This window comes from Microbacterium sp. C7(2022), from assembly GCF_028823665.1.
Classification (GTDB): domain Bacteria; phylum Actinomycetota; class Actinomycetes; order Actinomycetales; family Microbacteriaceae; genus Microbacterium.
Genome location: NZ_JAPEHV010000002.1, coordinates 399,823 through 421,732 on the forward strand (window position 1 = coordinate 399,823; position 21,910 = coordinate 421,732).

The 21,910-nt window shown below is 65.5% G+C and carries 19 protein-coding genes; 7 read left to right on the forward strand and 12 right to left on the reverse strand.

What is annotated here, in order from left to right; translation table 11 throughout:
* Positions 1-18: 18 nt before the first annotated feature.
* The 8 genes from ON062_RS03995 to rsmA all read right to left on the reverse strand — a co-directional run bounded on the left by ON062_RS03995 (position 19) and on the right by rsmA (position 8,068).
* On the reverse strand, positions 19-1,821 hold the full coding sequence (locus ON062_RS03995; RefSeq protein ID WP_274645824.1) for an ABC-F family ATP-binding cassette domain-containing protein: 1,803 nt from the start codon (positions 1,819-1,821) through the stop codon (positions 19-21).
* A gap of 59 nt (positions 1,822-1,880) precedes the next feature.
* Positions 1,881-2,804: an ABC transporter substrate-binding protein gene (locus ON062_RS04000; protein WP_274645825.1), complete on the reverse strand. Its 924-nt coding sequence runs from the start codon at positions 2,802-2,804 to the stop codon at positions 1,881-1,883.
* Between the two features lie 30 nt (positions 2,805-2,834).
* The gene (locus ON062_RS04005; protein ID WP_274645826.1) at positions 2,835-3,533 is read right to left on the reverse strand and encodes an ABC transporter permease; all 699 of its coding nucleotides are present in this window, start codon (positions 3,531-3,533) and stop codon (positions 2,835-2,837) included.
* The gene (locus tag ON062_RS04010) at positions 3,530-4,285 is read right to left on the reverse strand and encodes an ABC transporter permease (protein ID WP_274645827.1); all 756 of its coding nucleotides are present in this window, start codon (positions 4,283-4,285) and stop codon (positions 3,530-3,532) included. Before ON062_RS04010 ends, ON062_RS04005 begins: the two co-directional genes overlap by 4 nt.
* Before the next feature lies 1 nt (position 4,286).
* Positions 4,287-5,108, reverse strand: a complete 822-nt coding sequence (locus ON062_RS04015) for an ABC transporter ATP-binding protein (RefSeq protein WP_274645828.1) — start codon at positions 5,106-5,108, stop codon at positions 4,287-4,289.
* Between the two features lie 74 nt (positions 5,109-5,182).
* Entirely contained in the window at positions 5,183-6,112 is a 930-nt protein-coding gene (locus ON062_RS04020; RefSeq protein WP_274645829.1) for a 4-(cytidine 5'-diphospho)-2-C-methyl-D-erythritol kinase, read from the reverse strand.
* Positions 6,109-7,176, reverse strand: a complete 1,068-nt coding sequence (locus tag ON062_RS04025) for an aldo/keto reductase (RefSeq protein ID WP_274645830.1) — start codon at positions 7,174-7,176, stop codon at positions 6,109-6,111. The genes ON062_RS04020 and ON062_RS04025 overlap by 4 nt, the downstream gene beginning before the upstream one ends.
* Before the next feature lie 46 nt (positions 7,177-7,222).
* Complete coding sequence (gene rsmA, locus ON062_RS04030) at positions 7,223-8,068, reverse strand: 16S rRNA (adenine(1518)-N(6)/adenine(1519)-N(6))-dimethyltransferase RsmA (protein WP_274645831.1); 846 nt, start codon at positions 8,066-8,068, stop codon at positions 7,223-7,225.
* 94 nt (positions 8,069-8,162) lie between these two features.
* Here rsmA and ON062_RS04035 point away from each other — a divergent pair, with 94 nt between their 5' ends.
* The 4 genes from ON062_RS04035 (at position 8,163) to coaA (ending at position 12,200) form a co-directional block, all read left to right on the forward strand.
* On the forward strand, positions 8,163-9,605 hold the full coding sequence (locus ON062_RS04035) for a sugar porter family MFS transporter (protein ID WP_274645832.1): 1,443 nt from the start codon (positions 8,163-8,165) through the stop codon (positions 9,603-9,605).
* Positions 9,606-9,667: 62 nt separating this feature from the next.
* A complete protein-coding gene (gene panB / locus ON062_RS04040) occupies positions 9,668-10,501 on the forward strand; it encodes a 3-methyl-2-oxobutanoate hydroxymethyltransferase (RefSeq protein WP_274645833.1) in 834 nt (277 codons plus the stop codon).
* Entirely contained in the window at positions 10,498-11,262 is a 765-nt protein-coding gene (locus ON062_RS04045) for an SDR family NAD(P)-dependent oxidoreductase (protein ID WP_274645834.1), read from the forward strand. The genes panB and ON062_RS04045 overlap by 4 nt, the downstream gene beginning before the upstream one ends.
* Entirely contained in the window at positions 11,262-12,200 is a 939-nt protein-coding gene (coaA, locus tag ON062_RS04050; RefSeq protein ID WP_274645835.1) for a type I pantothenate kinase, read from the forward strand. Before ON062_RS04045 ends, coaA begins: the two co-directional genes overlap by 1 nt.
* A gap of 7 nt (positions 12,201-12,207) precedes the next feature.
* Here coaA and panC read toward each other — a convergent pair whose 3' ends face one another.
* The 4 genes from panC to ON062_RS04070 are packed head-to-tail and all read right to left on the reverse strand — an operon-like array spanning position 12,208 to position 16,597.
* On the reverse strand, positions 12,208-13,068 hold the full coding sequence (panC, locus tag ON062_RS04055) for a pantoate--beta-alanine ligase (RefSeq protein WP_274645836.1): 861 nt from the start codon (positions 13,066-13,068) through the stop codon (positions 12,208-12,210).
* Entirely contained in the window at positions 13,065-13,961 is an 897-nt protein-coding gene (locus tag ON062_RS04060) for a TatD family hydrolase (protein ID WP_274645837.1), read from the reverse strand. Before ON062_RS04060 ends, panC begins: the two co-directional genes overlap by 4 nt.
* A complete protein-coding gene (metG, locus tag ON062_RS04065) occupies positions 13,958-15,535 on the reverse strand; it encodes a methionine--tRNA ligase (RefSeq protein WP_274645838.1) in 1,578 nt (525 codons plus the stop codon). Before metG ends, ON062_RS04060 begins: the two co-directional genes overlap by 4 nt.
* Before the next feature lie 48 nt (positions 15,536-15,583).
* A complete protein-coding gene (locus ON062_RS04070; RefSeq protein WP_274645839.1) occupies positions 15,584-16,597 on the reverse strand; it encodes a LacI family DNA-binding transcriptional regulator in 1,014 nt (337 codons plus the stop codon).
* Positions 16,598-16,775: 178 nt separating this feature from the next.
* Between ON062_RS04070 and ON062_RS04075 the strand changes: the two genes are divergently transcribed.
* The 3 genes from ON062_RS04075 (at position 16,776) to ON062_RS04085 (ending at position 21,908) form a co-directional block, all read left to right on the forward strand.
* A complete protein-coding gene (locus tag ON062_RS04075) occupies positions 16,776-18,812 on the forward strand; it encodes a beta-galactosidase (protein ID WP_274645840.1) in 2,037 nt (678 codons plus the stop codon).
* Between the two features lie 151 nt (positions 18,813-18,963).
* Complete coding sequence (locus ON062_RS04080) at positions 18,964-20,196, forward strand: extracellular solute-binding protein (protein WP_274645841.1); 1,233 nt, start codon at positions 18,964-18,966, stop codon at positions 20,194-20,196.
* Between the two features lie 95 nt (positions 20,197-20,291).
* Positions 20,292-21,908: an ABC transporter permease subunit gene (locus ON062_RS04085; RefSeq protein ID WP_274645842.1), complete on the forward strand. Its 1,617-nt coding sequence runs from the start codon at positions 20,292-20,294 to the stop codon at positions 21,906-21,908.
* Positions 21,909-21,910: the final 2 nt, after the last annotated feature.

Consider the following 21,910-nt stretch of genomic DNA (forward strand, 5'->3'; position numbering starts at 1 on the left):
GCATCACGGCTCAGCGGCTCAGCCCACCTGCTCCCCCACCACGAACCAGCGTTCTTCCACGCCGTCACGCTCAGATTCGAGCTCGCCGATGCGCGCCATCTCGGCACCGAGTCCGACGTAGTCGGACTGATCATGATCTGCCAGCGCGATGCGCGCCGCGGCGATCTGCTGTTCGAGCTTCTCCAGTCGTCGCTCCAAGGATGCGAGCTCTTTCTGCGCCGCGCGCAAATCGGCGCCGGCAAGAGTGGACGTCGACCGCGGACCAGGTGACGCATCGTCGCGCGGCGGCGCAGCATCGGCTGACCGTTCACGCTCTCGGAGGCGCAGATACTCGTCGACGCCACCGGGGAGATGACGGACGTGTCCTGACAGGATGGCGAACTGTTGGTCGGTGACCCGCTCGAGGAAGTATCTGTCGTGCGAGACCACCAAGAGTGTGCCGGGCCACGTGTCGAGCAGGTCTTCCATCGCGGCGAGCATGTCGGTGTCGAGGTCGTTCGTGGGCTCATCGAGAATCAGGACGTTGGGCTGCTCGAGCAGGATCAGCAGCAGTTGCAGCCGTCGCTTCTGCCCGCCGGACAGATCCTTCACGGGCGTCGACAGTTGCGCCGCCGAAAATCCCATCCGTTCGAGTAGCTGCCCCGGGGTCAGCTCGGCCGCCTTGCTCCCCGCGCCGAACGTGTACGTGGTGCGAAGACCCGCGATTACGACGCGTACGGGGTCGTTCAGGTGCTCCTCGAGCTCGTCGAGGCGCTGTGTCAGGGTGGCGATCTTTACCGTCTTCCCGCGCTTGATGCGCCCCGTGGTCGGCGCCACCTCGCCCGAGATCAGCCCGAGAAGGGTCGACTTTCCTGCTCCGTTGACACCGAGAATCCCGGTGCGCTCTCCCGGTGCAACACGCCACTCGAAGGGCGAGAGCACCTGACGCTCGCCGTAGCTCACCCCGGTATCGAGGAGGTCGACGACGTCCTTGCCCAGTCGTGAAACAGCGAGTGACTGCAACGAGACTGCGTCGCGGATCTCGGGGACATCTGCGATGAGTTCGTTCGCGGCGTCGATTCGGAACTTGGGTTTCGACGTGCGTGCGGGGGCGCCACGACGCAGCCACGCGAGTTCTTTGCGTGCGAGGTTCTGACGACGCTGCTCGACGACGGCGGCTTGGCGATCGCGCTCCACCCGTTGCAGGATGTACGCCGCATAGCCCCCGTCGAAGGGCTCGACGATACGGTCGTGGACCTCCCACGTCTTGGTGCACACTTCGTCGAGGAACCACCGGTCGTGAGTCACGACGAGCAGGCCACCGCTGGAAGGCGACCACCGCCGCTTGAGATGGTCGGCCAGCCACGCGATCGCCTCGACGTCGAGGTGGTTCGTGGGCTCGTCGAGGAACACGACATCGTGATCCTCAACGAGGAGGGCCGCCAGGGCGACACGTCGTCGCTGGCCACCGGAGAGTCCCGTGACCGGACCCTCCCAGGGAATGTCGGCGAGGAGTCCTGAGATCACGTCGCGCGTACGTGCGTCGCCCGCCCATTCGTGCTCGTCACGGTCTCCGACGACGCTCGCTGCGACGGTGCGGGTGTCGTCGAGGGTGTCCTGTTGGTCGAGCACGCCGACCCGCACTCCCCCGCGGACTGTCACCCGCCCGGAATCGGGCGCGAGTCGACCGGCGAGCATAGCCATGAGGCTGGACTTGCCGTCGCCGTTGCGGCCGACGATTCCGATGCGATCTCCCTCGTCAATGCCGAGGGAAACGCCGTCGAAGACGACCTTGGTGGGGAACTCGAGGTGAAGCGCTTCCGCGCCGAGAAGATGTGCCATGTTCCCTCCAGGCTAGGCGAGGGCGTGCGCACTCGCGCACGCCCTCGCCTGTGCACGGGTCAGAGGCCCTGTTCCTCCAACCATGCCGCGGCGATGTCGGCGGACGACATCTGCTCCTCGGTGCTCTGGACGTTGAGCGCAACCAGACCTTCCGGTGTCAGCGCCGCGCTCACGGGGTTGATGACATCAGCGATCTCATCGGCGATGTCGGCATTCACGACCGGCACCACATTCGAGGCGAGGAACAGCCCTTCGGGGTCTTCAAGCACCACGAGGCCTGAGGTCTCGATGCGCGGGTCGGCCGTGTAGATGTTCGCGAGATTGACCGTGCCAGCGACCAGGTCTTCGAACGTGGTGTCACCCGTGGCCTGGAATCCAACCTCGATCCCGTAGACGCTGAGCAGCCCTTCGGGGCCGTACTCCCGCGCCTCCAGCTCGGGCGGTCCGCCGAGAACCAACTCCTCGCTGACGTTCGCGAGATCGGCGATCGTGGTCAAGGAGTTCGCCTCGGCGAACTCTGCCGTCACGGTGTACGAGTCCTGATCGCTCGCGCTGGACACATCGAGCACCGTAATGCCATCGGGCAGCGCATCCGCAAGAGCCGCGTTGACATCTTCCGCAGATCGGGCGTCAGTCTCGGGGTCGAAGTACTGCAGCAGGTTTCCGGTGTACTCGGGGAACAGCGTGATGTCGCCGCTCTCGATCGAGGGCATGTAGGCGTCGCGCTGACCGATCTGGAACTGGCGCTCGACGTCGAAGCCGGCGTTCTCCAGCGCTTGCGCGTAGATCTCGGCGATGATCTCGTTCGAGTAGTAGGCCTGTGAGCCAACGACGATCGTGTCGGTCGTCGTCGAGGAATCGCCGTCGTCAGGCTCGCTCTCCAGCGGGTTGCTGGACGCGCATCCTGCTAACGCAAGGCTCGCACCAGCGAGGATCGCGGCGGTCCGGACGAGGCGAAGTCGTGAGTGTCGTGCTGTGGACATGGTGACTGCTTCCTTTCTTGAGGGACGTAACTAACGCGTGGTGGAAACGATGTCGGCCGGGGTGACGCGCACTCCGCGCGGCACCGCGGCATGCTGGGCAAGGGCGAGAAGAGCGTCGAGAACGAGAGCAAGCGCGGCAACCAACAGCGCACCTCCGAGCACCTGATCGAATCGCTGGAGCGGAATGCCCTGGATGATGGGCCAGCCGAGTCCGCCCAGATTCACGTAGGCCGCGATCGTCACCGTCGACACGACCTGAAGGGTGGCCGATCTCAGCCCGCCAATCAGGAGCGGCAGCCCCAGGGGCACTTCGACTTTGAAGAGGATCTGCCACTCGGTCATGCCCATGGCCCGCGCCGCGTCGACGACGCGGCGGTCGATCGCTTCGAACCCCGAGTAGGCACCGGCCAACAGGGACGGGATCGCAAGGACGACGAAAGTGACGAACGCCGCCTCGGGCTTGTGGAGAACCCCGAACACGAGCACGAGAAGTATGAGCAGACCGAACGCGGGAATCGCGCGTGCCGCCCCGGAGAGGGCCACGGCCGCCTCGCGCCCGCGGCCGGTGTGACCGATCCACCAGCCGAGCGGGATCGCGACGACCGCAGCGATGACCACGGAGACGACCGTGTAAAACAGTTGCTGCGCGAGCAGGATCTGCAGCGAGTACGGACCTTGCAGTCGCTCGGGTGAGAACAGCCAGGCGAAGGCCTCCGCGATCAGGTTCATCGCTGCACCCCCGCGGGGCTTGCGGCGGTCGCGACCTGGTCAGGTCCCGACACCCCGGCCGCGTCCCCCCGAGCACCTCTCGCGTCAGGCGAACCCTTTGCCGTCGCAACGCCGGGCGTGGTCTTGCGCGTCCAGGGGAGCACAATCCGCGAGAGAAGAACCAACAGCGCGTCGAGGATCAACGCAATAACCACGACCGCAATAATCCCGGCCAGGACCTCCGCGATGATGCGGCGCTGCAGACCATTCGTGAACAGGTAACCCAGGTTGGTCACGCCCACCAAGATGCCTACCGTCGCAAGCGAGATCGTGCTCACGGTGGCTACGCGGAGCCCGGCGAGAATGACCGGTCCCGCCAAGGGAAGATCAACACGCCAGAATCGACGCGTTGAACCGAACCCCATCGCTGTGGCCGACTGTCGCACAGACTCGTCAACGGAATCGAGTCCGTCAGCCACCGAACGGACGAGGATCGCCACCACGTAGATCGTGAGCGCGACGATCAGGTTGAGTTCGCTCGTCACCCGATACCCCACCAGCGTGGGAAGCAGAATCAACAGCGCGAGGGAAGGGATGGTGTAGAGCAGCCCCGTAATGGTGATCACCCATCCGCGCAAGAGCCGGTAGCGCCACGCCACCCAGCCCAACGGCACCGAGAGCACCAGGCCCACGAGCACTGCGATCACGCTCTGCCGCAGGTGATCAGCGGAGAGTGTGAGGATCAGCCCGAGGTTGTCGAAGATCCACTGCACGTCACGTGCCGTCCTTCACCAGCATCCCGCGCACACGCCCCTCGGCATCGACGACCGCGTCGCCATGCGGTGTGGATCGCAGCGCCAGCGCACGTTTGCCGTCCTGTGCTCCGATGAACTTGGCCACGAAATCGTTCGCCGGCGCCTCGATGATCTCGTCGGGCGTACCCGACTGTGCGATCTGCGCCCCGCGTTGCAGGATGACCACCTGGTCGCCGAGAAGGAACGCTTCGTCGATGTCGTGTGTGACGAAGACGATCGTCTTTCCGATCTCGCGCTGCAGACGCAGCAATTCTTCCTGCAGTTCGGCGCGCACGATCGGGTCGACGGCACCGAACGGTTCGTCCATCAACAGGATGTTGGGGTCTGCGGCCAGTCCCCGAGCCACGCCGACGCGTTGCTGTTGCCCACCGGAAAGCTGGTGCGGGTACTTGCCCGCCATCGCGGCATCCAACCCCACCGTCTCCATCAGCTCGAGCGCCCGGTTGCGTGCCTCGCGCCGCGACGTCCCTCGCAACACGGGGACGGTCGCCACGTTGTCGAGCACGGTGAAGTGCGGAAGAAGCCCCGAATTCTGCATGACATAGCCGATGCTGCGGCGCAGTGCGACGGGCTCGCGTGTGGCGATGTCGTCGCCGTCGATGCGGATCACACCCGACGTCGCATCCACCATGCGGTTGATCATTCGCAACAACGTGGTCTTGCCGCACCCCGACGACCCAACGAGCACCGTGGTCTTATGCGCGGGCATGACCAGGCTGAAGTCCGATACCGCGGCGGTGCCGTCCGGGAATTTCTTATCTACGTGTTCGAACTCGATCATGTGGTCCACCCCCACTGGGTCGAATTCGAGCGTATCGGACGCCTGCGACCCTGGAGCCGGACGGCCGAAGTGTGCTAAGCGAGCACGCGCGCTCCGTGCACAGGCCCGTGCACGTGCAGTGCTGCGTACCCCGACGCAGCCAACGAGATCTGCAGATCCAGGGCCGCATCGCGATCCTCCGCGAGGAAGGCGATGGTCGGCCCAGAGCCCGACACGATGCCAGCCAGCGCACCGGATCGCTCGCCCAACTCGATCGTGGTCCGCAGCTCGGGACGCAAGGCGAGCGCTGCTACTTGCAGGTCGTTGCGCATATGCTCGGCGAGCGCGCGTGCATCCCCCGCGCGGAGAGCGTGCAGGACGCCGGGTTCGACATCGCGAATGTCTTCCCGCCCCTCGGGCGCCAGACCGTCGTCACGCTGTGCATCCAGATGGCCGTATACCTCGGGAGTTGACAAGCCGTCTCCGGTGGTCACGATGACCCATTCGAACCTGCCCTGCGCCAGAGCCGGGCGCAGCTCGTCGCCGCGTCCGGTGCCTATGGCGGTTCCCCCCATCAGCGCGAAGGGCACGTCGGCGCCGAGCTTCGCGCCCATCGCCAGCAGACGGGCTGTACCCAGGTCAGCGCCTAAGAGCGCATCTACCGCCACGAGGGCGGCGGCGGCATCCGCAGATCCTCCGCCCATTCCGCCCGCGACGGGAACGTTCTTGACGATGTCGAGGTGCACCCCGCCGCGGTAGCCCACTTCGCGCGCGACCATCCGTGCCGCGCGAACGGCGAGGTTCCGGTCATCGCACGGAACTGTGGAGACATCGACACTGCCCGAGACGGCGATCGTGAACGCATCGGATGGCTCTGCCCACACGTCTTCGTACAGTGAGACCGCCTGGTAGGCCGAGGCGACATCGTGGTAGCCGTCGTCCCCGAGCGGACCGACCTCGAAGAAGAGGTTCAGCTTGCCGGGAGCACGAACGTGCACGCCCGTGGTGGGCATCGCCTGGCTCATGACGGATCCGAGTCCGCCCAGAGGCCGACGTCGATACCGTCCGACAGCGCGTCGATGCGAGAGAGCTCATCGTCGGTGAATGGTGCTCCCTGGAGGGCCGAGACGTTCTCGTCGATCTGCTCAGGGCGCGAGGCGCCGATCAGCGCCGAGGCCACGACGCTGTCACGGAGCACCCACTGCAATGCCATCTGCGCCAGGCTCTGACCGCGCTGTGCCGCCACGTCGTTCAGGCCCTGCACGCGCTCGCGCCCACGCGGCGTGAGGCGCTTGCCGGGCATCGACCATCGCTGCTGCGCGCGCTGAGCATCACCGTCGCCCAGGTACTTGTCGGTCAGCAGGCCCTGAGCGAGGGGCGTGAACACGATCGCCCCCATCTCTTCCGTCCGCAGCGTGTCCGTGAGTCCGTCTTCGATCCAACGGTTGGCTATCGAGTACGACGGCTGGTGGATCACCAGCGGTGTGCCCATCGTGCGCGCGATCTCCGCAGCTTTCGCGGACTGCTCTGCTGTGTACGACGAGATACCGACATACAGGGCCTTGCCCTGCCGTACGAGCGTGTCGAGTGCGCCGATCGTCTCTTCCAGCGGGACATCGGGATCGAAGCGATGCGAGTAGAAGATATCGACATAGTCGACACTCATGTTCCGCAGCGAACGCTCTGCGCTGGCAATCACGTACTTTCGCGATCCGCCGTTGCCGTACGGACCGTGCCACATGTCGTAGCCGGCCTTCGACGACAGGATGAGCTCGTCGCGATAGGGCGCGAAGTCTTCACGCATCATGCGGCCGAAGTTGATCTCGGCTGATCCATACGGCGGGCCGTAATTGTTCGCCAAGTCGAAATGGGTGATGCCCCGGTCGAATGCGTGGCGCAGCAGCGCGCGCTGATTGTCGAACGGAATGTTGTCGCCGAAGTTCCACCACAGGCCGAGCGAAATGGGCGGGAGAGTCAGCCCCGACCCGCCCACGCGGCGATACTCTGAGCCGTCGTAACGGTCGGACGCAGCGGAATAGGGACGGTTGAGGTCGCCCCCGCGAGAGAGGTAGCGCGATTCGTCGGTCACCCGTTCAGGCTAGCGCGCACCCGCATAGCAGGACCGCCGCGGCCACCTATCCGAGCGCTCGGGCGATGCGCACGAAGTCGTCGATCGAGAGCTCTTCGCCGCGTGCGGTCGGTGCGACGCCCGCAGATTCCAGAATCTCGGATGCTTCGCCCGCCGTGCCACCCAGAGTGGCTGCCAGCGCCTGGCGCAGCATTTTGCGACGTTGCTGGAACGCCGCATCGATGATGCGGAAGGTCGCGCGACGTTCCTCTTCACTCCCCCGCGGCTGAGCGTCGCGCTCGAACGCGACGAGGACGCTGTCGACATTGGGCACGGGCCAGAACACCTGCCGCGACACTGTCCCTGCCAGCCGCCAGGGTCCGTACCACGCCGCCTTCGCACTTGGCGCTCCGTACGTCTTGGACCCGGGAGGAGCAGCCAACCTCTCCCCCACTTCGGATTGCACCATCACGACACCGCGCTGGAGGTTGTCGAATGTTTCAAGGAAGTGAAGCAACACGGGAACGGAGACGTTGTACGGCAGGTTTGCCACCAGAACGGTGGGATCGCCGGGAAGCTCGGTCACCCGCAGAGCGTCGGCGTCGACGACAGTGAGCGCACCGGGGGCGACGCCGTGCCCTGCGGCCGTAGCTGCCAGCCGGGCCGCAAGACGATGATCGATCTCGACGGCCGTGACGAGAGCACCGGTCTCCAGAATCGCGAGTGTGAGCGAGCCCAGCCCCGGGCCTACCTCGACGACGCGTTCGCCCTCGACGACACGAGCGACATGAACGATCTTGCGCACCGTGTTGGCATCCACCACGAAGTTCTGCCCGAGCTTCTTCGTCGGCGTGACGTCGAGTTCGGCGGCAAGTGCGCGAATCTCCGCGGCACCGAGAAGCTGTACGGGCATGCTTTCACTGTATTCCAGCGCACGGATGATACGCGCAGCGCTGTGATCGCGTCGCACCGCCCAAAGAGACTCACAGAGCGCTAACGTGACGATCATGAATTCCAGCAGTGCGGTGCCCGCGGACGCGTTCTCTCTGAGAAGCCCGTACGGAAAGCGAGCTATTGCGCTCGCCGTCGCGGCCGCGGTGGGCGGCTTCCTGTTCGGTTTCGACTCTTCGGTGATCAACGGAGCCGTCGAATCGATCCAGGGTGACTTCGCCCTCAACGACTTCGTCACCGGGCTTGTCGTCGCGGTCGCCCTCCTGGGGTGCGCGGCGGGCGCCATGATCGCGGGAAGCCTCGCCGACAAGTGGGGCCGCCTGCGGGTGATGTTCCTCGGCGCGATCCTGTTCTTCGTGAACTCGATCGGCGCCGCATACGCGTTCAGCGTCTGGGATCTCGCACTGTGGCGCGTCGTGGGCGGTTTGGGCATCGGCATCGCATCCGTGATCGCCCCGGCATACATCGCCGAAGTCGCACCGCGCCAGATCCGCGGCGGTCTCGCCTCGCTCCAGCAGCTCGCGATCACCCTCGGTATCTTCGCGGCGCTGCTCAGCGACTTCTGGCTCGAGGCCGCGGCCGGGGGCGCGGACAACGTGCTGTGGTGGGGCTTGGAAGCGTGGCGTTGGATGTTCCTCGTGGGTGTCGTGCCCGCCGTGGTCTACGGCGTCCTGGCCTTCACTCTCCCCGAGTCGCCCCGCTATCTCATTGCCAAGGGGCGCAGCGACGAAGCGCGCACCATCATCACCCGACTCGTCCCCGCCGTCGATCTCGACAAGACGATGAACGAGCTCGTCAACGCCATCGAGACAGACCGTAAGCTCGCGGGAGTCTCGCTGCGAGGTAAGGCACTCGGACTTCAGCCGATCGTCTGGATCGGCATCATCCTGTCGGTGTTCCAGCAGTTCGTCGGCATCAATGTGATCTTCTACTACTCCACGAGCCTGTGGAACTCGGTCGGCCTGACGAATGCTCCGCTGATCAGCGTGGTCACGAGTGTGACGAACGTGCTCGTGACGCTGGTGGCGATCTTCCTTGTGGACCGCGTCGGACGCAAGCCCATCCTGCTCACCGGCTCGGTGATCATGACACTTTCGCTGGGTGCGATGGCGCTGTCGTTCGCGTTTGCTGAAGGATCGGGCGATTCCCTCGTACTGCCCGGTGTGTGGGCGCCGATCGCGATCGTCGCAGCCAACCTCTTCGTGATCGGATTCGGCGCGTCGTGGGGCCCCCTGGTGTGGGTGCTGCTCGGCGAGATCTTCCCCAGCCGCATCCGCGCGAAGGCGCTGGGCGTGGCCGCCGGTGCGCAGTGGCTCGCGAACTTCACGATCACCATGACCTTCCCGGTGATGTCGAACTGGTCGCTGCCGATCACCTACGGAATGTATGCGCTGTTCGCGGGACTGTCGTTCGTGTTCGTCCTGCTACGCATCCCCGAAACCAAGGGCATGGAACTCGAGCAGACCGAGACGCTGTTCGCTCGGCCGGCGAAGGGCTGACCCACTTCTGGCATCCTTGTGAGGGCGTGCTGTGACCGCGGTGCGCTCGAAGAGGAGGCGGCGTGCGCACGACGATCGAGACCATCAGCCGAACGGCTGAGCGCGGCGAGCGTTTCACGATGGTCACCGCCTATGACTACACCAGTGCTCGCATTGTCGATCGGTCGAACGTCTCGGCGATTCTGGTGGGCGACTCACTGGGCATGGTGGTCCAGGGCCATGACTCGACTCTTCCGGTGACGCTCGACGAGATGATCTACCACACGCGCGCCGTGATGCGCGGAGCCGAGCACCCTCTGGTGGTCGCTGATCTGCCGTTCGGCAGCTACGCGATCGAAGAGGATGCCGTGCGCGCGGCCACCCGTTTGATGGCCGAAGGCGGGTGCCAATCGGTCAAGCTCGAAGGCGGCACAGCGGTCGCGGAGACCGTGCGTCGCCTCGTGTCCCTGGGCATTCCGGTGATGGGTCATTTGGGATTCACTCCCCAGTCGGTGCACGCGATCGGCCTGCGGGTGCAGGGCCGTGGCGCCCTACAGGCGCGACGGTTGTTGGACGACGCCCTCGCTCTGCAAGAGGCTGGCGCGTGGGCGATCGTCCTCGAGTTGGTTCCCGCAGAGTTGGCCCAGGCGATCACGGATCGCTTGGAGATCCCCACCATCGGCATCGGAGCCGGCCCCGGGTGCACCGGTCAGGTTCAGGTGTGGCATGACATCCTCGGGCTCTACGACGAGTTCGTTCCCCGGCACGCTCGGCAGTACCGCACCTTCGCAGCAGATGCGGCAGCGGCCTTGGACGAATACACCGAGCACGTCCGCACCGGCGCATTTCCCGGGCCTGAGCACGCATCGTCGTGGGACGCCGCTGCCGTGGCCCTCGCGTTGAGCGAGCCGGAGTGAGCGCACCGGCATCCTCGCTTACGGGCCGCACGGCACTCGTAACGGGCGGGCGCAACGGGATTGGACGAGCCATCGTCGACGCGCTGCGCGCCCGCGGAGCGCACGTACTCATCGGCGGACGCGACGCGGAAGCCCTTGCGGACCGCGCGGCAGAACTCGGGCCGGGGGTCTCGGCCTTCGCCGCGGACGTCACCGATGCCGATGCGATAGACCTCGCGTTTCGCCGAGCGCGGGACCAGGGCCATGTCCCCGACGTCTTGGTCAACAATGTCGGCGTGCGGGATCGTCGAGGCATCGCTGATCTCGACACTGAGGCCTTCGCGCGCCTCGTCCATGCGGATCTCACGTCGGTCTACGACGTGACGCGCGGTTTTCTCCGCGGGGCTACCGCAGCGGGGGTCACCCCACGCACCATCGTGACCGTCTCCTCGGTCGCTGCGCTGCGCGGACGCGCCGGGGACGTCGGATATGCGGCGGCGAAGGCCGGAATCGACGGAATGACACGCTCCCTCGCCGCAGAACTCGGACCGCAAGGATGCCGGGTGAACTCCGTGGCGCCCGGGACGATCGTCACCGAATCCAACGCCGATCTCCTCACGGATGCACGCATCAACGACGTCGTACGCACGCGTACCGCTCTGGGGCGCTGGGGCCAGCCGGAAGAGGTCGCGTCGACCGTGGCGTTCCTCGCCGGCGACGAGTCGTCCTTCATCACCGGCCAAACCATCGTCGTCGACGGTGGCCTCTCGGTACTGTTCTGATGCTCGACGCGATCGATCAGCGGTCACGATATCGCGTGTTCCGGCGGCCCGACTGGGCCCTGCGGGCACCCGATGCGCACATGCCCTTGCGCCCCGACGAGATCGAACGACTCCGCGGCCTCGGCGACCGGCTCGACGTCGAGGAGGTCGCCGACATTTACCTGCCCGTCAGTCGCCTGCTCAGTCTGCACGCGGCCTCGCTTCAGAACCTCGGAAGCGCGACGGATGCGTTCCTGAATCGTGCCGAGCGCATCACTCCGTTCGTCATCGGCATCGGTGGCTCGGTCGCCGTCGGAAAGTCGACGGTGGCCCGCGTGCTCCAAGAACTGATCCGACGGTGGCCCGATACCCCTCGCGTCGCCCTCGTCTCCACCGATGGTTTCCTGTGGCCGAACGCCGAACTCGAGCGGCGCGGCCTGATGAACCGGAAGGGATTTCCGGAGTCCTACGACCGACGATCCTTGCTCGACTTCGTGTCGGCAATCAAGCGCGGAGTGCCCCGCGTTCCGGCTCCGGTGTACTCACATCTCACGTACGACCGCGTGACCGGAGAACGCATCTGGGTCGAGCAGCCCGACGTCGTGATCGTCGAGGGGCTCAACGTGTTGCAGCCCCCGCCCGGGCCGCACGACGTCGCCGTCAGCGATCTGTTCGACTTCGCGGTGTACGTGCACGCCGAGCCCGACGACCTGGAGCGCTGGTACGTGTCACGCTGGTTGACTCTGCGTGACACTGCTTTCGCGAACCCGGCCTCGCACTTCCACCGGTACACCACGTTGACGGATGCTCAAGCAGACGAGCGCGCCCGTGAACTGTGGCACGGAATCAACCTGCCCAATCTGCGGGAAAACATCCTGCCGACGCGGCATCGCGCCGACCTCGTGCTCGCCAAGCGCGGCGACCACACCGTCGACACGGTGGAACTGCGCAAACTCTGACGCGAGATCAGCTCAGCACGAGATTGTCGATCAGACGTACGTCGCCGACGTACGCCGCGACAATGGCGAGAGCGCCGTCCGCGACCGATTCGAGTTCTTCGAACGTCTGCGGGTCAACGACAGCCCAGTACTCGGGCTCAATCCCCTCTTGCGCGAGTACCTGCCGCGCGGCGTGCGCCAGTTGCGCGGCATCCGTCTCCCCGGAGCTGACGAGTTCTCGCGCCGATTGCAGACTCGCATGCACAGCGACGGCGCGCTGGCGGTCTTTCGGCCGCAGCCGCACGTTGCGGCTCGACAACGCCAATCCGTCATGGTCCCGGATGGTTTCCACGGTGCGGATTCGCACGGGAAGGTCGAGATCGGCGACGAGTCGACGGACGACCGCGATTTGTTGCGCGTCCTTCCGGCCAAACCAGGCTGTGTCGGGCCCGACCATTCCGAACAGCTTCGTGACCACGAGCGCGACGCCGTCGAAGTGCGCCGCACCACGCGTCGCCCCCTCCCAGCGCTCGGTCACTCCCCCGATGCGCACCGAAGTCGAAAACCCTTCGGGGTACACCTGCGAAACCGCCGGGGCGAACACGGTCGTCGCGCCGGCCGAAGCGGCCAGCTCGATGTCGCGATCGAGGTCGCGCGGGTACGTGTCGAGGTCGCTCGCCTGAGTGAATTGAGTCGGGTTCACGAAGACTGACACGACGACTTCCTCGGCATCAGCCGCCGCTGCGCGGATCAGAGCCAGATGCCCCTCGTGTAGCGCTCCCATCGTCGGAACCAGCGCCACCCGCGACCCGGCTGCGCGCTGAGAGGCCATCCGGGTACGCAACCCCTCGACCGTGTCGATCACCGCGACGGCGGGATCCGTACTCATGAGGCGGGTCGATCCGAGAACTGTCCGTAGACGGCGAGCGTGTTCGACGCGATCTGTGCGCACACCTCATCGACCTCGAGGCCGAGCTCGGCCGCGATGAAGCGCACCGTGAGCGGGATCAGGTACGGCGCGTTGGGGCGGCCGCGGTGCGGGGTCGGAGTCAGGAACGGCGCATCCGTCTCCACCAGCACTCTCTCCAGCGGGGTGACCGCTAGGGCGTCACGGAGGTTTTGCGCGTTCTTGAAGGTCACGTTGCCAGCGAACGACAGGTAGTACCCGCGATCGGCCGAGTACCGTGCCATGTCGGCACCACCGGAGAAGCAATGGAAAACCGTGCGCTCGGGTGCGCCGACCCGCTCGAGCGTTTCGAGCACGGCGTCGTGCGCGTCGCGATCATGGATCTGCATGGCGATGGCGTGTTTCTTCGCCAGCGCGATGTGCGCTTCAAAGCTTTCGTGCTGGGGCGCCAGCGCCTCACCACTCGTACGGAAGAAGTCGAGCCCCGTCTCACCGATGGCGCGCACGCGCGGCTGCGCTGCCAGCTCGTCGATGACGGCAATCGCTTCGTCGAGCTTGCCCACCTCGGCGTACACGGGCGCTTCATTGGGGTGAATGGCGACGGCCGCGAGAACACGAGGATCGGATGCCGCAGCCCACGCAGACCAGCGGCTCGACTCGATATCACCACCGGCTTGAACAACCCCGATCACACCGACAGCCGCGGCGCGATCCAATTGTTCGCCCAGCGTCAGCGGCGCATCGCCGTCAGCGATTTCGAGGTGGCAGTGGTTGTCGTACACCGCGACCGCAAGCGGCTCAGGCGCCTGCGGCCACCGCACATCACGCGAGCCGTCGTTGTGACGTTCGCGCACGTACGAGCTCGGGTCGCTCACACCGACTGCTCCACGCGCGGGAACAGCGGCGTCAGGGGCTGCACCGTCGTACCCGTCGGGAGCTGACCCCAGTGCCCGGCGTCGCGGATGGGCTGTGACGTCAGATCACCCAGGGCGTCAGCGGCACCGAGCGATTCCCACAGCTTCTGCGTGGAAGACGGCATCACGGGCGAGAGCAAGACAGCCAGCGCACGAAGTCCTTCTGCGGCGGTATACAGCACGGTGCCGAGCCGCTCGCGCTGCGCGTCATCCTTGGCGAGTGCCCACGGCTCGTTCTCCGTGATGTAGCCGTTGAGAGCATCGACGATCGTCCAGATCGCAGCGATGGCCTCGTCTATGCGGAAACGTTCGATCGCCGCGTCGGCAGCAGTCGCGGCATCCGACACGACCCTCTGTACCGCCTCATCAGCGTCCGAATACTCGGCAGGCTCGGGGATCACACCACCGAAGTAACGGTCGATCATGGCCACAGTGCGGGAGGCGAGGTTGCCGAATCCGTTGGCGAGTTCGGCCTGGTACCGCGCCGACAGGTCCTCCCATGAGAAGGATCCATCCTGTCCGAACGCGATCGCAGACAGGAAGTAGAAGCGGTAGGCGTCCGAGCCGAACACGTCGGTGATCTCGCTCGGCGCAATTCCGGTCAACTTCGACTTCGACATCTTCTCGCCGCCGACGAGCAGCCAGCCGTGCGCGAACACACCCCGCGGAACCTCAAGCCCGGCCGCCATCAGCATGGCGGGCCAGATCACGGCGTGAAAGCGCAGGATGTCCTTGCCGACGACGTGGTAGGCGGGCCAGCGGCGCGCAAACTCGTCGGGGTCGGAGCTGTAACCCACGGCGGTGGCGTAGTTGAGCAGTGCGTCGACCCACACGTAGATTACGTGGCTCGGGTCCCACGGCACTTGGATACCCCAGTCGAAGGTCGATCGTGAGATCGACAGGTCTTTCAAACCCTGCTTGACGAACGAGCGGACCTCGTTGCGCGCAGACTCGGGGCGGATGAAGTCCGGCACCGTCGAGTACAGGTCGAGGAGGGCATCCTGAAACTCACTCAGCTTGAAGAAGTAGTTCTTCTCCTGAAGCAGCTCCAGCGGCTTCGAGTGGATTGCACAGACCTTGAGTCCTTCGAACGGGCCGGTACCGTCAATGATTTCGGCCTCGGTCTTGAACTCCTCGCAGCCGACGCAATACAGCGCCTCGAACTCGCCCGCGTAAATGTAGCCGCGGTCGTAGATCGCCTGCACGAAGGCCTTGACGCGCTCTTCGTGTCGCGGCTGGGTCGTGCGGATGAAGTCGTCGTTAGCGACGTCGAGCCGCTCGAGCAGCGGGTACCACGACTCGCCGACGAGGCGGTCGACCCATTCCTGCGGGGTCGCTCCGTTGGCTGAGGCAGCCCGCATCATCTTCTGGCCGTGCTCGTCGGTGCCCGTGAGCATCCAGGTGTCATCCCCCGCCTGGCGATGCCAGCGCGCGAGCGTGTCGACGGCCACGGTCGTGTACCCGTGTCCGATGTGCGGGACATCGGAGGGGTAGTAGATCGGCGTCGTGATGTAGAAAGAACTGCCGGAAGTCACTCGAAGATTCTAGTTCGACCGGATGCCACCTCCGAGCGTATGACGACGCTAGGCGCTGCCGCGCTCGATCAGTGTCGTCGGGAGCGTGATCGGGTCTGCCCGCTCGCCCGCAATCGTGGCGAGCAGCAACGACACCATTTCTGCACTGATCCGATCCCACGGCTGACGCATCGTGGTCAGTCCGGGCTCGTGCGTGGCGGCGAGGCCTGAGTCGTCAAACCCCGCAACGGCGATGTCTTCGGGAACGCGCAGCCCTGACTTGCGGATCGCGGCGATCGCGCCGGCGGCCATCAGGTCGCTGGCGGCGAAGACCGCGTCGATGTCATCGGCACGAGCCATCAGGCGCGCCATCGCAGCGGTACCCGACTCTTGGCTGTAGTCGCCTTCTTCGACCAGCGCCTCATCGAAGTCTTCCCCGAGGGCGTCGCGGTAGCCGACCAGCCGATATCTGCCGCCCGGGGTATCCCGCGGGCCCGCGATCATCGCGATGCGCCGATGTCCCTTGCCCCGGAGGAATTCCGTCATGGTGCGCGCCGAGCCCTCTTCATCGACAGAGACAGTGGGGACTTCGATGTCGTGACCGAGGGGAATGCCACAACTGACTGTCGGGACACCGGCCGTCACCAACTCCTCCAACAGGGGGTCAGCTTCGTGCGATGAGATGAGCATCACCCCGTCGACGTGGCCGCCTCGCACGAACTGGGCCACACTCGCTCGCTCCGTGGGCGTACCCGCCACGAGGAGCACAAGCGTCATCGATCGCTGCGCGAGCGCTTCTGCGGCGCCGCGAAGGAGAAGGGCGAACGTGGGATCGGCGAACAGCAGGTGCTGCGGCTCGGTCAGCAGGAACGCGACCGAGTTCGCACGCCCCGTGGCGAGGCTGCGCGCGTGGTGGTTCGCGGTGTAGCCCGTGCGGCGAATGGCATCCTCGACGGCTTCTCGCGCCTCGGCCGAGACCCAGTGGCCCCCGTTCATCACTCGCGACACCGTGCCATGCGAGACTCCGGCGGCAGCCGCCACATCGCGAATCGTCGGCTTGCGCCGCCCGGGAACACCTTCCACGTCGAGTGACTCTACCGGGTCGGCTGCCGTTCTCGATGTCCCCTGTGAGTAATCTGTAACCGGTCACAGTTCGATAACGGTTACCGAATGCCACAGTGAATGCACCTCTTTTCTGAGTCATACTGTGACCGGTCACAGAGTGATTGTGGCCCCGAACCACCGACTCGAAGGAGCGTCAATGCCCTCGCCGTACTCCTGGCCAGCGATCTCGAAGATCGCCTACGGAGGCGACTACTCGCCCGAGCAGTGGCCCCGCGAGGTGTGGCGGGAGGACGTCGCCCTCATGCGCGAGGCCGGTGTCAACATGGTGAGCGTCGGCATTTTCTCGTGGGCGTTGATCGAGACCGCCGAGGGTGTGTTCGACTTCTCGTGGCTCGACGAGCTGCTCGACCTGCTGCACGAGAACGGCATTGCTGCAGACCTCGGCACGCCGACAGCGTCTCCTCCGGCCTGGTTCTTCGCGAAGTATCCCGAAGCGCGCGTGATCACTCGCGACGGCGTAACCATGGGATTCGGCGCCCGAGGCATGGCTTCCCCGTCCTCTCCCGCCTACCGCGAGGCGATCGTCCGCTACGCCTCCCGGCTTGCCGAACGATACGCGTCGCACCCGGCCGTCGTGATGTGGCATGTCCACAACGAGTACGGAGTTCCGGTCGGCGAGGACTACTCCCCTCAGTCGGTCCGCGCATGGCGCGAATGGCTCAAGAACCGGTACAGCACCCTCGACGGGCTCAACGCGGCCTGGGGAACCGCCTTCTGGGGTCAGCATTACACCGACTGGGAGCACGTCGGCGCCCCCGCCGCCGCGCCCAGCGTCGTCAACCCCGCACAGCGACTCGACTTCGCCCGGTTCACCGACCACCAGTTGCGCGAGTGCTTCACGCTCGAACGAGACGCGATCCGCGCGCACGGCGACCAGCCGATCACTACGAACTTCATGGCCAATCAGAGTTGGACGACCGACCTCTGGGCATGGGCAGAGTTGGTCGACATCGTCTCAGACGACCACTACCTGTGGGCCGCCGATCCCGAGGGCGAAATCGGCCTGGCCATCGCCGCCGATCTGACGCGCTCGGTGGGCCGGAACAAGCCGTGGATCCTCATGGAGCACTCCACGTCTGCCGTCAACTGGCAACCGAGAAACATCGCCAAGCGGCCCGGCGAAATGGCACGCAACTCGCTCGCACACGTCGGGCGCGGTGCCGATGCCGTGCTGTTCTTCCAGTGGCGCGCCTCCCGCTCGGGAGCGGAGAAGTTCCACTCGGCGATGCTCCCTCACGCAGGCACGTCGTCGCGGGTGTGGAAAGAAGTCGTGCAGCTCGGTGGCGCGCTGGAAAAGATCGACGCTATTCGCGGCTCCCGCGTGCAGGCCGACGTCGCAATTCTCTGGGATTTCGAGTCTTTCTGGGCGCAGGACCTCGAATGGCGCCCGTCCGAAGACATCACGCACGCCGAGCGGATCCGCGCCTTCTATGAGCGACTGTGGCGCGACAACATCACGATTGATTTCGCTCTCCCCGGGCACGACCTGTCGGCCTACAAGCTGGTGATCGCTCCTGCCCAGTACCTGCTCACCGCCGCCGACGCCGCAAACCTCACGCGTTTCGTCGAGAACGGCGGAACATTGCTCGTGTCGTTCTTCTCGGCCATCGTCGATGAAAATGACGCGGTACACCCGGGCGGGTACGGTGCGCCATTGAAGGACGCGCTCGGCGTCACGGTGGACGAGTTCCTCCCGCTCCGCGAGGGCGAGAAGTCCACGGTGACATGGCATGACGGATCCTCGCTCCGCGCGGACGCGTGGCACGAAGACCTGAGTCTCACGACCGCCCAATCGGTCGCAACGTACGTCGATGGCCCGGGTGCGCTCGGCGGCGCACGACCCGCGATTACGCGCAACACGTACGGCGCGGGCACGGGGTGGTACCTCAGCACGCGGCTGGACGCAGACAGCCTTGCCACCGTGATGGCCGATGTGTATCGGGATGCCGGTGTCGTGGCATCCGATCTACCCTCGGGCCTCGAGGTGATTACCCGCCACGGCGACGATGCGCGCTACACGGTGGCGATCAACCACCGCGACGACAACGCACAGCTTCCCGCCTCGGGAATAGAACTTCTCACCGGCGAGACGATCGCGGAGACCCTGACGGTTCTCCCCGGTGGTGTCGCCGTGGTGCGCAGCCCGCACACCGCAGAAGGAGGTGGTCGCTGACCGCCGCTTGTGCCCGGGGCTAGGCCGCGGGTTCACACCTCACTACCCTGTGATCAGGCGCGTTGCCTGGTCGAACTCCCCTCCGGTCCCATCGCCGTGACCTCGACTCAGAGGCCTCATCGAAGAGACCACACTCTGAAAGGAAAACGACATGCGTAAGAAAATCGCATTCGGCGCCATCGCCCTGGCGAGCGCCGTCGCCCTCGCCGGCTGCAGCGGCGGCGAGAGCACCGAACCGACCGAGGCCGCTCCCATCGACGGCAGCGGCCAGGAACTGACCATCTGGGTCGACGCCAACCGCAAGCCCGCCGTCGAAGCCGCCGCGGCCACCTTCGAAGACGAGACCGGTGCCACGATCACTCTCGTTGAGAAGAACTTCGAAGACATCCGCGCGGACTTCCTCGCACAGGTCCCGACCGGCGAGGGTCCCGACATCACTGTCGGCGCCCACGACTGGCTGGGCGCGCTCGTCGCCGGCGGCGTGGTGAACACCGTCGACCTCGGCGACAAGGCCAGCGAGTTCGAACAGGTGGCCCTCGACGCCATGACCTACGACGGCCAGCTCTACGCCCTGCCCTACTCGCTCGAGACCGTCGCACTGATCCAGAATGTCGACCTGGTCGGCGAGGACGCCCCCGCCACGTGGGACGACATGATCCAGGCGGGTCTGGACTCGGGTGCCGAGCGCCCCGTCGTGATCAACACCGCCGGCCAAACCGGTGACGGCTACACCATGTACGGTCTGCAGACCTCGTTCGGCGCGCCTGTCTTCGTGCAGGATGCTTCGGGCTCGTACACCAACGAGATCGGCATGGGCGGCGAAGCAGGCGATGCCTTCGCCACGTGGCTCGGCGAGAACGGCGAGTCGGGTACCGGCTACATCTCGACCACGATCGACTACGACACCAACAACGAGCTGTTCAACTCCGGTCAGGCCGCCTACACGATCCAGGGCCCGTGGGCGATCGCGTCATTCCCCGACGTGAACGTCAAGGTCAACCCGATCCCGTCGGCCGGCGGCGAGCCCGCTGCACCTTTCGTGGGCGTGCAGGGCTTCTACCTCAGCTCGCAGAGCGAGAACACGCTTCTGGCCAACGAGTTCCTCGTGAACTACATCGGCACCGAGGAAGCACAGCAGGCTCTGTACGACCAGGACCCGCGCATCCCCGCGTGGTCCACGGTCGCTGAGAAGGCTGCGTCCGACCCGATCACGGCCGGATTCCTCGCATCGTCGCAGAACGGTGTCCCGATGCCCAGCATCCCTGAGATGGGTTCGGTGTGGGACTACTGGAACGCCGCCGAGGTGCAGATCATCACCGGTGCTGACCCCGTGTCGACGTGGAACACCATGATCGACGACCTCACCGCAGCCCTCAACGGCTGACACTCTCGTGCGGGCGGGCGCTTCACGGCCCCGCCCGCACGACACCACGTCCCGCACACACCTGCCCATAACTCCACGGGCGACGAAGGAACCACATGTCTGCGAACCTCGATACCGCCGAGACACCGCCACCCGCGGCGAATGGAGGCCGCGCCCCGCGCGAGTCACACGCACGCCGGTGGAGCGGCCGCGGATGGGGCTTCATCGTCAAGCTGATCCTGATGGCGCTTGTCAACGCCTTCGGAATCATGGTGATCCTCTCCGCGTGGCGGGCCGAATCGTGGCTCATCTTCGGCGGGATGATCGTCTTGGTCATCGCGGCCGACATCGTCTACTTCTCGCGGCGCGCGCTGCCGATGAAGTACCTTCTCCCGGGTCTGATCTTCCTTTTCACCTTCCAGATCTTCATCTTCGGCTACACCGCGTACATCGCCTTTACGAACTACGGCACCGGTCACGCCGGAACGCAGGAACAAGCCGTCGAAGCCGCACTCATCCAGGGTGAGCGGCGCGTCGAGGGCTCCCCCACGTATCCCCTCACTGTCGTCGAGCGCATCGGCGAGCTCGGCTTCGCCATCAACGATGAGGGCACCGTGATGGTCGGCTCGGAGATCGAGCCGCTGTCGGAAGCGGGCCAGGTCTCGGCGGGGGCCCCGACCGAAGTCGCGGGCTGGCAGATCGTCGATCGCGCTCGCCTGCTGTCGGATCAAGAACTCCAGCAAGCCGTGATCGATCTGCGGGTGCCCGTCTCGGACGACCCGAACGACGGCTCGATCCGCACGCGCGATGGCAGCAGCGGCGCCATCTACACCTCCACGCTCGTGTGGGACGAAACCAACCAAACCATCACCGATACGACCACCGGCACCGTGTATGAGGCGACCGACCAGGGCACATTTACCGCCGCCGACGGCAGCAGTCTTCCCGCCGGGTGGTACGTGAATGTCGGGTTCGCGAACTTCCTCGAGATCTTCACCAATCCCGACCTCGCCGAGCCGTTGCTCATCGTCGCGGGGTGGACTTTCACGTTCGCGATCCTGTCGGTACTAATCCCGTTCGGCCTGGGCTTGCTCTTCGCGATGATCTACAACGATCCGCGCGTCCGCGCCCGCAAGACCCTCCGCACGCTGTTCATCCTCCCGTACGCCTTCCCTGTCTTCCTGTCGGCGCTCGTCTTCCGCGGCATGTTCAACGCCGAGTTCGGTGTGATCAACGACCTGTTCTTCTTCGGCGCCAACATCAACTGGCTGGGTGACCCGTGGCTCGCGCGTCTGTCATTGCTGTGGGTCAACATCTGGCTGAGCTACCCCTACTGGTTCTTGGTGTGCACGGGAGCCTTGCAGTCGATTCCCTCCGATGCTCTCGAGGCGGCCGAGATTGATGGTGCGAGCAGGTTCCGTCGCTTCCGATCGATCGTGCTGCCGCTCCTGCTCGTGTCCACCGCGCCCCTGGCGATCTCTTCGTTCGCCGTCGGGTTCAATAACTTCACGATCATCTACCTGTTCAACAACGGCGGACCGGCGATCCCCGGCGCCCCGTACGCGCTCGGGTACACCGACATCCTGATTTCGGCGATCTACGACATCTCCGGGGTGTCCGGCGGCGCCGCCGACTTCGGACTAGCCAGCGCCCTGGCCATCATCGTGTTCATCATCGTCGGCATCATCGCGGCGATCTCGTTCCGCCAGACCCGCCGACTCGAGGAGTTCTAGAG

Excerpts from the sequence above, each read along its gene's own strand:
- ON062_RS04085 (WP_274645842.1), top strand. The coding sequence starts at position 20,292 with ATGTCTGCGAACCTCGATACCGCCGAGACACCGCCACCCGCGGCGAAT.
- rsmA (WP_274645831.1), bottom strand. The coding sequence starts at position 8,068 with ATGCCCGTACAGCTTCTCGGTGCCGCGGAGATTCGCGCACTTGCCGCC.
- ON062_RS04000 (WP_274645825.1), bottom strand. The coding sequence starts at position 2,804 with ATGTCCACAGCACGACACTCACGACTTCGCCTCGTCCGGACCGCCGCG.
- ON062_RS04035 (WP_274645832.1), top strand. The coding sequence starts at position 8,163 with ATGAATTCCAGCAGTGCGGTGCCCGCGGACGCGTTCTCTCTGAGAAGC.
- panC (WP_274645836.1), bottom strand. The coding sequence starts at position 13,068 with ATGAGTACGGATCCCGCCGTCGCGGTGATCGACACGGTCGAGGGGTTG.
- ON062_RS04005 (WP_274645826.1), bottom strand. The coding sequence starts at position 3,533 with ATGAACCTGATCGCGGAGGCCTTCGCCTGGCTGTTCTCACCCGAGCGA.
- ON062_RS03995 (WP_274645824.1), bottom strand. The coding sequence starts at position 1,821 with ATGGCACATCTTCTCGGCGCGGAAGCGCTTCACCTCGAGTTCCCCACC.
- ON062_RS04020 (WP_274645829.1), bottom strand. The coding sequence starts at position 6,112 with ATGAGCCAGGCGATGCCCACCACGGGCGTGCACGTTCGTGCTCCCGGC.
- ON062_RS04075 (WP_274645840.1), top strand. The coding sequence starts at position 16,776 with ATGCCCTCGCCGTACTCCTGGCCAGCGATCTCGAAGATCGCCTACGGA.
- coaA (WP_274645835.1), top strand. The coding sequence starts at position 11,262 with ATGCTCGACGCGATCGATCAGCGGTCACGATATCGCGTGTTCCGGCGG.
- ON062_RS04015 (WP_274645828.1), bottom strand. The coding sequence starts at position 5,108 with ATGATCGAGTTCGAACACGTAGATAAGAAATTCCCGGACGGCACCGCC.
- ON062_RS04080 (WP_274645841.1), top strand. The coding sequence starts at position 18,964 with ATGCGTAAGAAAATCGCATTCGGCGCCATCGCCCTGGCGAGCGCCGTC.